Raw genomic sequence first — 14,931 nt, forward strand, 5'->3', positions numbered from 1 at the left:
GCCCGAGGCCCTGCTGCCTTGAGATCCCGTTGAGATCCCGCTGACATCCCCCGAGGAGAAGCCCGATGCGTGCCGAACCCGTTGCCGAGACCCCGCGACTCGCCCTCGGCGAGGGCCCGCGCTGGGACGCCTCCCACGGCCGCCTCCACTGGATCGGGATCCGCGACCGCCGCTTCCTCACCCTGGACGCGTCGAGCGGTCGTGTCGCCGTCACCGAACTCGCCGTCACCCCCGGTGCGTTGATGTTCCGCCCGGACGGCCGTCCGGTGCTGGCCACCGAACGCGGCTTCGAGCTGCTGGACCCCGCCACCGGGCGTACCGAGCTGCTCGCCCCGGTCGAGGCCGACCGGCCGGAGCGCCGGATGAACGACGGCGCCTGCGACCCGTACGGCCGCCCGGTCGCCGGCACCATGCAGCGGGCCGAGCCCTGGCAGCCCGGCCCGCTCTACCGGTTGGAGGACGACGGCGTCGCGCGGCCCGTCCTGGACGGGCTGTCCGTCCCCAACGGCCTGGCCTGGCCGGAGCCGGACCGGCTCTGGCACATCGACACCCCGACCCGCCGGATCGACCTCTACGAGTACCCCGAGCACGGCCCGGTCGGCCGCCGGATCCGCTCGCTGGACGTCTCCCACCTGCCGGGCCTGCCCGACGGCATGACCCTCGACGCGGCCGGGAACCTCTGGGTGGCGTTCTGGGACGGCGCCGCCGTCCACTGCCTCTCGCCGGAGGGACACCTGCTCGCCACCGTGGAGCTCCCGGCGCCGCGCGTGACCAGCTGTGCGTTCGGCGGCCCGGACCTGCACACGCTCTACATCACCACCGCCCGGACCGCCGAACACCCGCTCTCCGGCGCCCTGTTCGCGCTCGGCCAGGTCTGATGCCGTCAGCGGCCGCCGCTCCGGCGGGGCGGCGGGAGTAGGGGCGGGCGGAGTAGGGGAGGAGTGGCGCCCGCGTGCGGCCCCCTCATGTGCCGAGCAGGCGGGCGAAGTCCAGTCCGAGGCTGCCGAGGTCGGTCACCCCGCCGACCGGGATGCTGTACCCCTGGTTGGCCTCCCGGGGTGCGGCGGTGGTCGCGGCGGCCGGGGTGACGCCGGCCGGCACGGCGGCGCCGAGGAGCGCGGCGCTGAGAGCGGTGCGAAGCGTGGGGTGCACGGGGCCTCCTGGGGTGCGGAACGTGCCCTGACAACGCGCCATCCCGTGCTGCGGTCACGTATCGTCCCGCCTTCGGCCGCGTTCGTAAAGCATCTTGCCTTGTGTTCATGACAACACATCAAAGGTCTGGACCTCGTCAGCCGGCCCGGCATAGCGTCCCTTCCCGGGAGGGTCGGACGTGCTCGAACTCCTCTGCTTCGCCGCTGAATTGGCCTGACCCGGCGAGTGTGAGGGAGGCTGCGGCCCCGCCCGTGCTCGGTATGCCGTCCGCACCAAGAACCGGAGGGGAACCATGCGAATCGTCAAGAACATCAGGAGCGCCCGGATCCTGGCCGGCGCGCCGCTCGCCGCCGCCGCCCTGATCGCACTGACCGCAGGTTCGGCCAGTGCCGCGATCCCGATCAACAAGCCGATGAACGGCAAGGCCACCTACTACAACGACGCCGGCTACGGCGCCTGCGGCACCCGGATCAACGCCGCCACCCAGCTGCTGGTGGCCGTCTCGCACACCTGGTGGACCACCGCCAATCCGAACAACGACCCTGTCTGCAAGGGCATTTCGGTCAAGGTGACCTACCAGGGCAAGACCGTCACCGTGCCCGTCAAGGACCAGTGTCCGTCCTGCGACTCCACCCACATCGACCTCAGCCAGCCCGCCTTCGCCCGGCTCGCGCCGCTCGACAAGGGCGTGATCACCGGCCTCACCTGGCAGTTCGTCAAGACCGGATTCGCCGGCGAGACCATCCCGCTCTCCGCACCCGTCGAGGGCTCGACGATCGGCTAGGCGGGACCGGCCGGGCGGTCGGCGCCCGCTGCCGGGCCGCCGCCCCAAGAGCGGCCACCCGAGGGCGGCCGGGCAACGGTGACCCGGCCGCCCTCGGGGCGCCGTCCCTCACAGCCCCTCCCGGCGGTCGCGGTGAGCGGGTGCCCGCCCGGGCCCGGCGCCGCCCCGGCACGGGGAGCCCGGGGACCCGGAGGCCCGGGGGTCGGTGCCAGGCGGACCGCCGTCCGGCGTCCGCATCGGCGTGCCGAGGCGCGAGACGGCGAGCCCGCCCGGGAAGCCTGACAGGGTGCAGGGCGCGGCGGCCGGATCCTGGCAGCGTGGTGGTGGTCCGCACGGGAGGGCGCGGCGTAGCGTCCCCGCAGATCACCGAGCGAAAGCAGGTTCCCGTGGCCCGCAACGGCGACGACACCCCGGCCGTCAACGGCGGCGTCTCCTTCTGGTACGCGCGCAGCGGCCTGCCCGAACCCCGGCCGGCACTGTCGGGCGACGCGGACGCCGACGTGTGCATCGTCGGCGGCGGGTACACCGGGCTCTGGGCGGCGTACTACCTGAAGAAGGCCGAGCCTGGGCTGCGGATCACTCTGCTCGAACAGCGCTTCTGCGGGTACGGCGCTTCCGGGCGCAACGGAGGCTGGCTCTACAACGGCTTCGCCGGGCGGTCCGCCTTCGCCCGCCGGTACGGGCCCGGGCCGGCCGCCGCGATGCAGCGCGCGATGGACGCCGCGGTCGGCGAGGTGGCCGACACCGCCGCCGCCGAGGGCATCGAGGCGGACATCGTCCGCGGCGGCGTCCTGGAAGTCGCCCGCACCCCCGCCCAGCTCGCCCGGCTCCAGGCCTTCGCCGCTGCCGAGGCCGCCTACGGTCCGGACCGCATCCACCTGCTGACCGGCCGCGAGACCGCCGGCCGGATCCGTGTCGCCGGTGCGCTCGGCGGCACCTGGACGCCGTACGGCGCGCGCATCCAGCCCGCCGAACTGGCCCGCGGCCTCGCCCGGGTGGTCGGGGCGCTCGGCGTGCGCATCCACGAAGAGACCCCGGTCACGGCCGTCCACCCCGCCGGACCGGGCCGCCGCGCCCGGGCCGTCACCCCGTACGGCACCGTGACCGCCGACCACGTGCTGCGTGCCACCGAGGGTTTCACCGCCGGGCTGAGCGGCGAACGGCGCACCTGGCTGCCGATGAACTCCGCGATGATCGCCACCGAACCGCTGCCGCCCTCCTTCTGGGCCGCGGCCGGCTGGGAGGGGCGCGAAGTCCTCGGGGACTTCGCCCACGCCTACATGTACGCGCAGCGCACCGCCGACGACCGGATCGCCCTCGGCGGGCGCGGCGTCCCCTACCGCTTCGGCTCGCGCACCGACTCCGACGGCACCACCCAGCCGGCCACCGTCCGCCAGCTCCGTGCGATCCTCGACAGCTTCTTCCCCGCCGCCGCCGACGCCCGGATCGACCACGCCTGGGCCGGCGTGCTCGGCGTCCCCCGCGACTGGTGCGCCACCGTCGAGCTCGACCGCGCCACCGGCCTCGGCTGGGCCGGCGGCTACGTCGGCAGCGGCGTCACCACCGCCAACCTGGCCGGCCGCACCCTGCGCGACCTCGTCCTCGGCCACGACACCGGACTCACCCGCCTGCCCTGGGTCGGCCACACCGTCCGCCGCTGGGAGCCCGAACCGCTGCGCTGGCTCGGCGTCCACGCCCTCTACGCGGCCTACCACGCCGCCGACCACCAGGAGTCCACCGGCCGCCCCACCACCTCCCCGCTCGCCCGCCTGGCGGACGCGGTCTCTGGGCGCGGGTAGCGGGCGTCCTGCGGCGGTCGGTCAGTCGGGCGAGCGGGCGTCCTGCGGCGGCCCGTCAGTCGGGCGAGCGGGCGTCCTGCGGCGGCCCGTCAGCGGGTGGCGGTGAGGCCGTCGATCAGGGCTCGGAGCCCGTCCGCGTAAGTGTCCTCCGCGGTCAGCGGCGCCCAGCGGCCGGCGACCTGTGCCAGGCGGGGGAGCTCGTCCGGGTCGAGCTCGGCGAAGACCCGCTCGCGGTAGGTCGTACGGTCGTCGTCCGCGCGCCGCCGGGCCGCCGTCGCCCGGACCACGATCTCTCCGGCGGTGTAGTACCAGATCGCACGGTATCCGTGCACGGCCTGCTCGGGGGAGAGTCCGCAGGCGACCAGGCCGTCGACGATCTGCTCGACGAACCAGAGCGCGGACGCGGACATCAGGTCGTCGGCGGTCAGCACCTCCACGATCCAGGGGCAGGTGGCGAGCGCCTCGTGGATCGTGGTGGCGGCCGCGACGACCCGCTCGCGGGGCGGGGCGGGCAGTTCGGTCCGGCGCAGCGTCCGTGAGGCGTAGTCGTCGAGGAGCAGGACGAGCAGCTCCTCCTTGTTGCGGACGTGGTGGTAGAGCGCCATCGGCGTACTGCCGACCTCCGTGGCCAGCCGACGCATGGTCAGCCGGTGCACGCCCTCCTCGGTGACGATCCGACGGGCCGTCCCGATGACCTCCTCGCGGGAGATGCGGGGAGGGCGGCCGGGGGATCTGCGCGGTGCGGGCGGGTGCGGCATGCCCCCCATCATCCCCGAGGCGCCGACAGCCCCGGGGCGCTGGCAGCCCCGGGGCGCCGACGACCCGAGGAGTCGACAACGGCGGCCGCCCGCGCTAATTTCCTTACATGTATAAAAACTTACGAGGGCACCCGGGAGCGGTGCTGGCGGCGGCTTGCGTCGCCCAGTTCGTCTTCGCCCTGGACATGTCGGTGGTCAATGTCGCCCTGCCCGCGATCCGCACCGCGCTGGGCTTCTCGGCGCTCGACCTGTCCTGGGTCGTGCACGTCTACGCGCTCACCTTCGGCGGGCTCCTGCTGCTGGGCGGCCGCGCCTGCGACCTCTACGGCCGGCGGCGGCTGATCCTGGTCGGCCTGGCCGTCTTCGGGCTCTGCTCCCTGGCGGGCGGCCTGGCCCGCGAGCCCTGGCAGCTGGTCGCCGCCCGCGCCGGCCAGGGGCTGGGCGCCGCCGCGGCCGCGCCGGCCGCGCTCGCGCTGCTCACCACCACCTTCCCCGAAGGCCCCCGGCGGGTCCGTGCGCTCGGGGTGTGGAGCGCGGTCAACGCCGCCGGGGGAGCGCTGGGCGTGCTGGCGGGCGGACTGCTCACCGAGTACGCGGGCTGGCGTTGGGTGATGCTGGTCAACCTGCCCATCGTCGCCCCCGGTCTCGCCCTGGTCCTGGCGGGTGTACCCGCCGGAGCGCGGCCCGGCCGGCGCGAACGGCTGGACGTGCCCGGCGCCGTTCTGGCGACCGGCGGAGTCGGGCTGCTGGTGTTCGGTGTCGTCCGTACCGACGCCCGGGGGTGGGCCTCCCCGGCCACGGTGGCGACCCTCGCCGCCGCCGCCGTTCTCCTGGCCGCCTTCGTCCTCGTCGAATCCAGGACGCCCGCGCCCCTGCTGCGTCTCGGCCTGCTGCGCAGCCGCTGGGTCGCCGGGGCCAACCTGCTGGTGTTCCTGGCCGCGGCCGGGCAGTTCACCGCCTTCTACCTCGTCTCCCTCTACCTGCAGCAGGTCCTGGGCCTGGGCGCTGCGGCGACCGGCGCCGCGTTCCTGCCCTTCTCGGCGGGCCTGGTGGCGGGCACCGTCGTCGCGACCCGTGTCACCGCGGCCCGCTCCCCGCGCGCCTCCCTGGTGCCCGGCGCCCTGCTGGCGGCCGCGGGCCTGGCCTGGTTCGCCTTCATCAGCCCCGACGGCGGCTTCCTCACCGACGTCCTCGGCCCGTCCCTCGTCACCAGCGTCGGCACCGGGCTCGTCCTGGCCCCGGTCGCCGCCGCCGCGACCACCGGCATCGCCCCCCACGAGGCCGGCACGGCCTCCGGTGTCCTCAACAGCTCCCGCCAACTCGGCGGCTGCGTCGGCCTGGCCGCCCTGGCCACGGTCGCCGCCCACCGCACGGGCACGGCCGCCGGACCCGCCGCGCTCAACGACGGCTACGCCCTGGGCCTGGCCGTCACCGCCGCCCTGTTCGTCCTCGCGGCGGCCGTGGCGATCGGCGTGCTCCCCGGCCTCCGGGCCGGAGCACCTGACCCGCGACCCGCCGTCCGGGCGGAGAACCGACTGGAAGGAACGCGATCATGACTACGACGACCCCCGTCGACCTGTTCGCCTCGGCGCTGCACATCCACCCCGACGGCGACGTCCGGGCCGCCGAGCGGCGGATGGTGAGCGGCGCCCCCGGCGCCTGGCAGATCGCGACGTTCCACGCGGAGACCGACGCCGACGTCCACGCCGACCACTGGGAGATGCACCCGGAGGCCGAGGAGGCGGTGTGCTGTCTGACCGGCGGCGTCCGCCTGCATCTCCGTCCCACCGCTCCCGGCGGCGACGAGTCCGTGGTGCGGTTGCGGGCGGGCACCGCCGCGATCGTCCCCCGAGGCCGCTGGCACCGCCTCGAGCTGGACGCCCCCAGCGACCTGATGTCGATCACCCTCCGCCACGGCACCCGCCTCGAGAGGCGCACCGGCCCTCGCTGACCGGACTACGGGCGAAGGCGCAGGCGCAGGCGCTGCCGGGCCGCCGCCGCGGTCCGTCCTCCGGGAGCCGAGGACGGCGCCCGCGCCGTTCCCGTCCTCCGTGGCGGTCGGCGCCGCTCAACCGCCCACGCGCACCACGTACTTGCCGGTCGCCCGGCCGGCGGCCATGGCGTCGTGGGCGGCGGGGACGTCGGCGAGGCCGGCCAGCTCGGTGACGGGCAGGGCGAGCCGGCCGTCGGCGAGCAGGCCGACGACCCGGGCGATGGCCCGGCCCAGTCGCTCGGGGGCGGTGGCGGCCAGGCCGCGGTGGCTGAAACCGGTGACGGTGAGGTTGCCGGCGAGCAGCCGGCCGACCGGGGGCAGCGCGCCGATGTCGCCGCCGCCCGCGTTGCCGAACAGGACGATCCGGCCGCCCACCGCGGCCAGGTCGAGGTCCAGCTCCAGGGCCTCGGTGCCCAGCGGGTCGAGGACGAGGTCGACGCCCCGCCCGCCGGTGGCCTCCCGGACGGCCTCGCGGAGCCGCTCGTCACGGGCGTACGCGTGGTGGTAGCCGGACGCCTCGGCGGCCGCGGCCTTCTCGGGGCGCCCCACGGTGCCGATCAGCAGGCCGCCGCCGAGCAGCGGCACGAGCTGGGCGATCGCGCTGCCGATCCCGCCGCCCGCCGAGTGCACGAGGACGGTGTCCCCGGCGGTGAAGCGGCCCGCGTCGGTCAGCAGCAGCATGGCGGTGGCCAGGCCGAGCGGGGCGGCCGCGGCCTCGCGCAGTGCGAGCCCGTCCGGTACCGGCACGGTGAGGGCGGCCTCGGTGACGACCACCTCGGCGAGGCCGCCGCCGGGCGGCGCGGCGACCACCCGGTCGCCCACCTCCAGCCCGGTGACCCCTCCGCCCACCGCCCGGACCGTGCCGGCGACCTCCTTGCCCGGCAGGTACGGCCAGCCGGAGTCGTAGGCGGCGTCGCCGCGACGGGTCATCACGTCGACGAAGTTCAGCCCGGCGTAGGCGACGTCGACCGCCACCTGGCCGGGGCCGGGGTGCGGCGCCCCGACCTCCTGGATCTGCGAGTTCTCGGCTCCACCGGGTGCGGTCATCACCAGTGCGCGCATGTCGGGCCCCTCAGCTACGATGTTCGACGAATGACGAAATTGCTGTGCGACATTGGTAGCACGCAATTTCGATGATTGTCGAACATGACTGACAGGGAGGGCCGTCCGTGCCCCGCAGCAGCACCCGGCGCAAGGCGCCGCTCGCGCACCCCGAGACCGGGGAGATCGACCTGTTCGACGTGCTGCACGCGCTCGCCGACCCCACCCGGATGACCATCGTGCGCATCCTGCGCTCCGAAACCGAACGCGCCTGCGGCACCTTCCCGGTCGACGTCGCACCCTCGACCCTCAGTCACCACTTCAAGGTGCTGCGCGAGTCCGGCGTGGTCCGCCAGCGCGAGGAGGCCAACCGCCGCCTGACCGCCCTGCGCGCCGCCGACCTGGAGCAGCGCTTCCCCGGCCTCCTCGACACCGTCCTCGCCGCCCACGCCCGCACCGAGGCCGGTGCCGGCTAGGGCGATTGCGGCAAGTCCGGCCCCGGCCTCCCCGCCCGGGCGTCCCCGCGTCGAGCCGGATCCGTCGACACGGCGACCGGCCGTACCTCCTGGGCGGCCGACACCGGCCGCGCCAACCCGCACAGCGCGGAGCTGCTCCCGGACGGGAACGTCGCCCTCGCGGCGAGTGCCGGTGGCTGGGTCCGGCCGTACGCGGCCTCGCGGGGGCCGCGCAGCACCGTCCACGCCGAGTACCGGCTGCCCGGCGCGCACGGCGTGCAGTGGGACCGGCGCAACGGGCTGCTCTGGGCGGTGGGGGACGACACGCTCGCCGCCCTGCGGGTCGGCGGCACGCCGGCGGCGCCCGAGCTCGTCGCCGTCCGCAGTGCCGCGCTGCCGGAGCCGGGCGGGCACGACCTCGCTCCGGTGCTCGCCGCGCCCGGCCGGTTCTGGGTGAGCACCGCCTCGAACGTGTGGCAGTACGAGCCGGCGGGCGGCCGCTTCACCCGGGTGCCGCTCGGCTCCGAGGCCGCCGGACGGGACGTCAAGAGCGTCGGCGGCGAGCCGGGCACCGGGCGGCTGCTGACCGCGGCCCCCGACCGTGCCGGGCCCCGTTCCTGGTGCACCTCGGTGGTCACCTTCCACCGCCCGGACGGCGTCCGCGTGCTGTCCGGCACGCACCTGTACACGGCGCGTTGGTGGGCCAGTTGGACCGGCTGACCCACGGGGGCCCGGCCGGTGCCGCGGTGACGCTGGGTGACGGGCCGGGAGGGCATTCGGATGATGCGGCAGATTTTATGCCCCCGCAAACTACTCCAATGGTGGGCAGTTTCCCGTGGGCATCCGTAATCCTGTGACGGCGTGGCCGGGCTGGGATAGCGTCCGTTCCACCGGGGGGTTGCGCGATCCGCGCCTGAACCGCTCCGGTGTATTCGAACGCATCAGACAATGCAGTATATTTTCGGGAGATAACCGTGCGCAATTGCCTTTCGGAAATCCGGTCGGACGCCGTCGACGAGCTGCGGCTCGCCGTGGACTCCCTCGCGGCGTCCCCGGCCCGGGGCGGGGCCGGCGGCGTCGACGTGGACGTCCCCGACCGCCTGGCCGCGGTGGCCGAGCTCTGCCGCGCCGTGGACGGGGTGCTCGACAGCCTGGTCGTCCAGGCCGCCGCCGAGGCCGCGGAGGAGGGGTGGACCGCCGCCCGGATGGCTTCGGAACATGCCGTCTACTACGCCAGGTTGCAGCGGGCGCTGCTGCCCGCCGGGGCCGGCGGCCAGGGCGACGCCGGGCTGAAGAAGCAGTGAGCGCGCCGCACCCAAACGCGCACGTCCTGACCTGTCCCACCCGGTGGAGCGACGTCGACGAGAACGGGCACATCAACAACGCCCGGCTGGTCTCCTACGTCCAGGAGGGGATCTACGACCTCTTCCGCCACCACGCGGTCGCCGTCCGGGAATCCCTTTTCCCGTCCGGATTCCTGATCGCGCGCCATGAGATCGATTACCTGGAGCAGCTCCACCACGCGTCGGAACCATTGCTCGTCCGGCTGACCGTGGCACGGCTGGGCCGCAGTTCCGCGCATGTCGAGGTGAATGTCTGCCGCGATCCGCTGACGTATATGCGGGCGCGCACCGTGGTGGTCGCGCGGGACCGGGATTCCGGTCGTTCCCGCGAACTCAGCCAGTCCGAGCGGCGGTTTCTCGAGGCGTTCGTGCCGGGCGGGGCCGCTGCCGATCCGCTGCCTACGGCGCCGCCCCAGCGGGTGCCGGTGAAGGCCTCGCGCGCCACGGTCACGGCACACCGGCCGCGCAGACGCTGCCGCGCCTCGGCGCGCTGACGGCGTCCTGCCGGCACCGACGAAACTGCCGGCAGCAGGGGAAGCAACAACCACGCGGACAGCAGCCGCGGCACGGGCAGCACCCACGGCACGGACAGCGGCAACGGAGCCGCCGGCCGGGGCGCGCCCACGCCGGGGCCCTGCGCCCGGGACCGCACCGCCGGGCCGGCACCGCTCAGCCGAGCGGGCGTCGCCGGCGGTCGCCGGCCGGGCGCAGCCCCGCCGTCCGGCCGCCTTCGCCCCTCTTCGGCCACCCCCGCACCCGCGTCGATTTCGGGGGAGAGCCCGACGGCCTGCCCGATCCGTTGGCGCCCGCCCAGCTCCGCATCCGGTGAGCCCGCCGGGCGGTGAACCTCAGTGGCCGGTGGTGGCACGGAACAGGTCCGCGCCGGCGCCGGTGAGGTGGACGGGCTCGCCGGTGGGGTGCAGGTAGGCGGACCGGCCCGGGTAAAGGTCCAGTCGGGGGCCGTCGCGCGCGTGCAGGCGGGCGTGGCCGGCGGTGCAGAGGAGGATCTGCGGGGCTGCGGGCAGGTCGACCCGGGTGGGGGTGCCGGTGGAGTGGAGCCGGGAGAGGCGCAACTCGGCGGCGGGGGAGGGGAACACCTCCTCGACCGGGTCGGTGCCCGGTTCGGGGGTGAGGACGCGGGGTTCGCCGGCGCGGAAGGAGGTCACCGCCAGCAGGCCGTCCACGTCGAGGTGCTTGGCGGTGAGGCCCGGGTTGGCGAGCGGCGCGAACGGGGGGCGGGCGCGTGTGGGCATGGGCCGCTCTCTCGTGACAGGCCCTATCGGCAGAGGGCCGCCGCGCCGATCAGGCCCGCGTCGGTGCCGAGTTCGGCCCGGCGCACGTCGAGGCCGCGGATGTAGGGCAGGGCGGCGTACCGGTCGAGGTGGCGGGCGAGCGGGTCGAACAGGGCGGGGCCGGACTCGGCGACCCCGCCGCCGATCACCACCCGGTCGAGGTCGACCAGGGCGGCGGTGGCGGCGATCCCGGCGGCCAGGGCCTGGGCGGCCCGGTCGAAGGAGGCCAGCGCGACCTGGTCGCCGGCCAGCGCGTCGGCGGCGATGGCGCGCGCCGAGCGGTCCTCGCCGGACGGCCGCCAGCCCTGGGCGAGGGCCCGCCGCGCGATGGCCGTGCCGCTGGCGAGGCCCTCCAGGCAGCCGCGGGAGCCGCAGGGGCACGGGTCGCCGTCGAGGTCGACGGTGATGTGGCCGAGGTGGCCGGCGTTGCCGCTGGGGCCGGGGCGGACGGCGCCGTCCAGGACCAGCCCGGCGCCGACGCCGGTGGAGACGACCAGGCAGAGCGCGTTGTCGGCGTCCCGGGCCGCGCCGCGCCAGTGCTCGGCGGCGGCCATGGCGACACCGTCCCCGGCCAGCGCCACCGGCACCCCGGCCCCGGCCACGGCCGGATGGGCGGCGACCTCGGCGACCAGCGGGAACGCCCGCCAGCCGGGGATGTTGACCGGGCTCACGGTGCCGTCCTGGAGGTCCACCGGCCCGGCGCTGCCGATGCCGACGGCGGTCACCGCGGACCACCCGGGGGCTGCGGCGAGGTGGTCCAGCACCCGGTGCACGACGGCCAGCACGGCCGCGCCGGACTCCCGGGCGGGGGTGGGCAGCTGGACCCGGTGGGAGAGCTCCCCGTGCCGGTCGACGAGCGCTCCGGCGATCTTCGTCCCGCCGATGTCGACGGCGGCGAACAGCGGGCGAGCGGGCGGGGAGACGGTCATCGCGGGAGGCTCCAGAACGAGAAGCGGGGGGTGAGCGCCCCCGCCCGGGCGGGCGGGGGCAGTCGAGCAGCGTACGTCAGGCGGACGCGGGCGTCAGCCGCAGTGTGACCAGCTCGAACGGCCGCAGTTCCAGCACCACCGTGACCTCGCCGCGGGTGCCGTCCCACGGCCGCTCCAGCAGGTCGCAGGGCACCGCCCCGGCCGGCGGGAACGAGGCGGTGAGCCGGCCCCGGTCAGGTCGGTGTCGGCGGCGGCCATTCGTGCCTGCCCGGACAACCCGCCGCCCTCGCGGGTGAGTTGGTCGGACCAGGGCAGGCGCAGCACGGTGCGCTGCGCTCCGGTCTCGGTGACGGTGAGGCCGAGGGCGTGCGCCCAGGGGGCGAGGTTGTCGCTGAGGATCTGCTCCGCCTCGGCGGTGGTGAGGGTCGTCCGGCCATTCTGGCGAGGGCCGGACGGAAGTGCCACCGCCATCATATGACATGACTTGTCAATGGAATTGAACGCGATTGGCATGATCCTGCAGAATCGCCATCAAGTGTGCGGACGGGACGCAATCCGGTGAGATGCTGCCCAAGCGGTGAAGCCGGGTCTTTTCGGATAGGCCTTTGTTAGTAGAGTTTCTTTCAGGTAACGTCGTGACGGACGGGTCGGGTGTAACCAGGGGGATTTCTCGTGCAGTTGATGCAATTGGTGCATCTGCAGGCCTGCCTGCGCGGGGGCGTCGATTCCGGCGAAATTCGGACATCTCCGCTCTCTCTTCTCGCCATCCTCTTCCGTCGTCGAACCAACCGGGATTGACATAAAGAAAAGGGCGCATGGGCGTGAATCCGGGAAATGGCTGGTCTCTGTTGCCGGTGGTGGCGCTGCGGCACGCGGGCTTTCCCGTTGAGCTGCTGGAAGCACTCTCCGAACGGGACGCAGGGCTGGAGGCCGCGGCATTGCGCGAGGCCGCCGAAAGGGCCGCCGAGGCAGGCTCGGCACTGCTGGAGAAGCTGCGCGGAACGGCCGCACCGGCGGGGGTCGGTTCCCGGATCGGGATGCTTGCCGCGCTGCCCGAGAGTGTGCCGCACGCCCAGGAGTACGAGCGGGCGCGGGCCGAGCTGGTCGACCGGTGGGAGCGGTACGAGACCGCGCACCGGGACCGGCTGGAGGCCGGATGGCGGTACGTGGCCGCGGAGTTCCGCGCCGACGCGGCGCTCCGCGAGGTGCTGCTGCTCTCCAACGACGCCCACTTCCCCCGGTTCGCCGCCTGGTTGGACGAGCACCGCGACGGCGCGCGCTTCGGCAAGGCCGACCGCCGGATGGCCGACCTGCTGGTGCGCTACCTCCAGCGGGTGACCACCAAGAACGAGACCACCGCCCACTTCGGGCCGATCGCCACCGGCCGGGTGGTGCCCGGCGCGGCCTGGGTGAGCTGGACCGACACCGGCGCGCCGGAGCGCAGGGTCCACGCCGCGCACTGGGCGGCCGAGGCGCTCGCCGAGGTGCTCGGCCGCCATCCCGACCTGCGCGGCCTGGTCCGCCCCCGCCGCCGTCCGCTGGCCTTCGCCGAGGCCGGACGGCTCGCCCTCTACGCCCCCACGACGGCCACCGGCTTCCTCGCCGACTGGCGCTTCGAACGGACCGCCGACGAACGGCTGACCGAGCGGCAGCAGTGGCTGCTGGAGCGCTGCGACGGGGTCCGCCAGCTCGCCGAGCTTCGCCGCGAGTGGCCCTTCGGCCCGTCCGCAGACACATCCGACGGCGTATCCGAAGGCGTACCCGAAGCCGGGACCGAAAGCGGAAGCGACGGCGGGTTCGACGAGTGTCTTGCCGACCTCGCCCGGCGGGACTGGCTGGTGGACCGGTTCGAGATCCCGATCGGTGCCGCCGATCCGCTCCGCGCGCTGCGCGAGGCGCTGCCCGATCCGGGCCACTCGCCTGCTGTCGACGAGGCACACCGGCTGGTCGCCTCGCTGGAGCAGCGGCTCGCCGAGTTCTCTGCGGCCGGGCCGGCCGAGCGCCCCGCCGCGCTGGCGGCCGTCAAGGAGGAGTTCACCGCCGTCACCGGCCTCGCCGCCAACCGCCGCTCGGGACGGCACTACGCGGACCGCGCGGTCTTCTACGAGGAGGGCCACAGCCGCGTGGCCGACCTGACCATCGGCGACGAGATCCAGCGGCTGCTCGCCGAGGAGTTCGCTCCGGTCTACGACCTGATCCTGGCCGGCCCCCGGCTCCGGATGCGCCGCGAGCGGGAGATCCTCGCCCGCTGGGCCACCGACCGCTTCGGGGCCGAACGCCCGGTGCCGCTCGGCGAGTTCTACGCCGGGTACTTCGAGGACCGGGACGCCCTGCTCGCCTCGTGCGATGCGGTGGATCGCGACCTCCTCGCGCTGGACGACGACATCACCGCCGCGCTGCTGGCGGACGCCCGTCCCGGGGCCCGGGCGATCGAGGTGACCCCACACATCCTGACCGCGCTGGCCGCGGCCCGGCCCGGCGACCCGGCCGTGGTGTGCAACCCGGACGTGCTGCTCGCCGCCGCGAGTGCGGCCGACCTCGCGGCCGGCCGGCTGACGGCCGTGCTCGGCGAGTGCCATGCGGTGCGCGAGCTGCTGTCGCACGCCAGCTACGCGCCGCTGCTGGCCGAACGGGCGCCGGACCTCGGCCCGTTGGTGCACGAGGCCTACCAGCGGATGCTCGGACCGGACGAGGTGCTCTGCGACCTGGTCCGCTCCCACCCGAACAAGACCGGTGCCCAACTGCTGCTTCCCATCCCCGATGTGGAGATCACGGGCCGCTCCGGCAAACCCCGCGGGCAGGTGCTCCAGCCCCAGCAGCTGTACCTGCTGGTTCGCGAGGGGCGGATCGAGCTGCGGGCCGACGGGCTGGAGCAGCGGCTGCGCCCGCTCTCGGTGCCCGCCGGTGGGCAGAGCATCCGGCAGGACCCGCTCGCACCGCTCGGATTCCCGCGCCACTACGGCGGGGTCAGCCTGCGCGCCCGCCACCGGGACCACGTGCCCAGGATCAACTGCGGCCGGATCGTGCTGCGGCGCGAGAGCTGGCGGGTCCCGGCCACTGCACTCCGCGGCGCCCGGCCGTTCCCGGGCGCCGGTGACAGCGACGCGGTGGACTTCCACGCCGTCCAGGGGCTCCGGCACCGGCTGGGCCTGCCCCGGCACCTGTTCGCCAAGGTGCCGGGCGAGCCGAAGCCGCTCTACCTCGATCTGGACGCGCCGCTGCTGGTCCGTCAGCTGTGCCGCGCGGTCGGATCCGCCGTCACCGAGGTCGAGCTCAGCGAGATGCTGCCCGGCCCCGATCAGCTCTGGCTGGAGCTCGACGGCCGGGGCCACACCGCGGAGTTCCGGTACGCCGTGTTCTCCCGACCGGAAGGGCGGTGACCGCC

At 74.9% G+C, this 14,931-nt stretch carries 14 protein-coding genes and 2 pseudogenes; 10 read left to right on the forward strand and 6 right to left on the reverse strand.

Going from position 1 to position 14,931, the window contains the following annotated elements; genetic code table 11:
• The first annotated feature begins 65 nt into the window (after positions 1-65).
• Positions 66-878 (forward strand): SMP-30/gluconolactonase/LRE family protein, encoded by an 813-nt coding sequence (locus OG286_RS33320; protein WP_405365977.1) that lies wholly within the window; start codon positions 66-68, stop codon positions 876-878.
• 85 nt (positions 879-963) lie between these two features.
• Here the strand turns inward: OG286_RS33320 and OG286_RS33325 are convergent, their stop codons facing one another.
• Complete coding sequence (locus OG286_RS33325) at positions 964-1,152, reverse strand: hypothetical protein (protein ID WP_396321027.1); 189 nt, start codon at positions 1,150-1,152, stop codon at positions 964-966.
• A gap of 292 nt (positions 1,153-1,444) precedes the next feature.
• Here OG286_RS33325 and OG286_RS33330 point away from each other — a divergent pair, with 292 nt between their 5' ends.
• Entirely contained in the window at positions 1,445-1,936 is a 492-nt protein-coding gene (locus OG286_RS33330) for a cysteine/serine endopeptidase inhibitor (RefSeq protein ID WP_396321028.1), read from the forward strand.
• Between the two features lie 386 nt (positions 1,937-2,322).
• Complete coding sequence (locus OG286_RS33335; protein WP_396321029.1) at positions 2,323-3,735, forward strand: NAD(P)/FAD-dependent oxidoreductase; 1,413 nt, start codon at positions 2,323-2,325, stop codon at positions 3,733-3,735.
• An 89-nt stretch (positions 3,736-3,824) separates the two neighbouring features.
• Here the strand turns inward: OG286_RS33335 and OG286_RS33340 are convergent, their stop codons facing one another.
• Entirely contained in the window at positions 3,825-4,493 is a 669-nt protein-coding gene (locus tag OG286_RS33340) for a TetR/AcrR family transcriptional regulator (protein ID WP_405365978.1), read from the reverse strand.
• A 107-nt stretch (positions 4,494-4,600) separates the two neighbouring features.
• On the opposite strand from OG286_RS33340, the gene OG286_RS33345 reads away from it, so the two are divergent.
• Both OG286_RS33345 and OG286_RS33350 read left to right on the forward strand, forming a co-directional pair.
• Positions 4,601-6,049, forward strand: coding sequence for an MFS transporter (locus tag OG286_RS33345; RefSeq protein WP_405358966.1), 1,449 nt, complete (start codon positions 4,601-4,603; stop codon positions 6,047-6,049).
• A complete protein-coding gene (locus OG286_RS33350; RefSeq protein ID WP_396321032.1) occupies positions 6,046-6,444 on the forward strand; it encodes a cupin in 399 nt (132 codons plus the stop codon). Before OG286_RS33345 ends, OG286_RS33350 begins: the two co-directional genes overlap by 4 nt.
• Positions 6,445-6,561: 117 nt before the next feature.
• On the opposite strand, the gene OG286_RS33355 is transcribed toward OG286_RS33350, so the two are convergent.
• Positions 6,562-7,548 (reverse strand): zinc-binding alcohol dehydrogenase family protein, encoded by a 987-nt coding sequence (locus OG286_RS33355; RefSeq protein WP_396321033.1) that lies wholly within the window; start codon positions 7,546-7,548, stop codon positions 6,562-6,564.
• Positions 7,549-7,655: 107 nt separating this feature from the next.
• On the opposite strand from OG286_RS33355, the gene OG286_RS33360 reads away from it, so the two are divergent.
• The 4 genes and pseudogenes from OG286_RS33360 to OG286_RS33375 all read left to right on the forward strand — a co-directional run bounded on the left by OG286_RS33360 (position 7,656) and on the right by OG286_RS33375 (position 9,819).
• Complete coding sequence (locus tag OG286_RS33360) at positions 7,656-8,003, forward strand: ArsR/SmtB family transcription factor (protein ID WP_405358964.1); 348 nt, start codon at positions 7,656-7,658, stop codon at positions 8,001-8,003.
• Positions 8,004-8,126: 123 nt separating this feature from the next.
• A pseudogene (locus OG286_RS33365) lies at positions 8,127-8,702 on the forward strand (DUF6528 family protein); the annotation flags it as partial.
• Positions 8,703-8,956: 254 nt separating this feature from the next.
• Positions 8,957-9,286, forward strand: coding sequence for a hypothetical protein (locus tag OG286_RS33370; RefSeq protein ID WP_396321035.1), 330 nt, complete (start codon positions 8,957-8,959; stop codon positions 9,284-9,286).
• Entirely contained in the window at positions 9,283-9,819 is a 537-nt protein-coding gene (locus OG286_RS33375; protein ID WP_396321036.1) for an acyl-CoA thioesterase, read from the forward strand. The genes OG286_RS33370 and OG286_RS33375 overlap by 4 nt, the downstream gene beginning before the upstream one ends.
• Before the next feature lie 354 nt (positions 9,820-10,173).
• Here OG286_RS33375 and OG286_RS33380 read toward each other — a convergent pair whose 3' ends face one another.
• The 3 genes and pseudogenes from OG286_RS33380 to OG286_RS33390 form a co-directional block, all read right to left on the reverse strand.
• Entirely contained in the window at positions 10,174-10,578 is a 405-nt protein-coding gene (locus OG286_RS33380; protein WP_405358962.1) for a hypothetical protein, read from the reverse strand.
• A gap of 23 nt (positions 10,579-10,601) precedes the next feature.
• Positions 10,602-11,546, reverse strand: coding sequence for an ROK family protein (locus OG286_RS33385; protein WP_396321039.1), 945 nt, complete (start codon positions 11,544-11,546; stop codon positions 10,602-10,604).
• Between the two features lie 240 nt (positions 11,547-11,786).
• Positions 11,787-12,017, reverse strand: a pseudogene (locus tag OG286_RS33390) (hypothetical protein); the annotation flags it as partial.
• Positions 12,018-12,361: 344 nt separating this feature from the next.
• On the opposite strand from OG286_RS33390, the gene OG286_RS33395 reads away from it, so the two are divergent.
• Positions 12,362-14,926, forward strand: coding sequence for a lantibiotic dehydratase (locus tag OG286_RS33395; protein WP_396321040.1), 2,565 nt, complete (start codon positions 12,362-12,364; stop codon positions 14,924-14,926).
• Positions 14,927-14,931 lie beyond the last annotated feature (5 nt).

It is taken from the genome of Kitasatospora sp. NBC_00039, from assembly GCF_045160625.1.
GTDB lineage: Bacteria > Actinomycetota > Actinomycetes > Streptomycetales > Streptomycetaceae > Kitasatospora.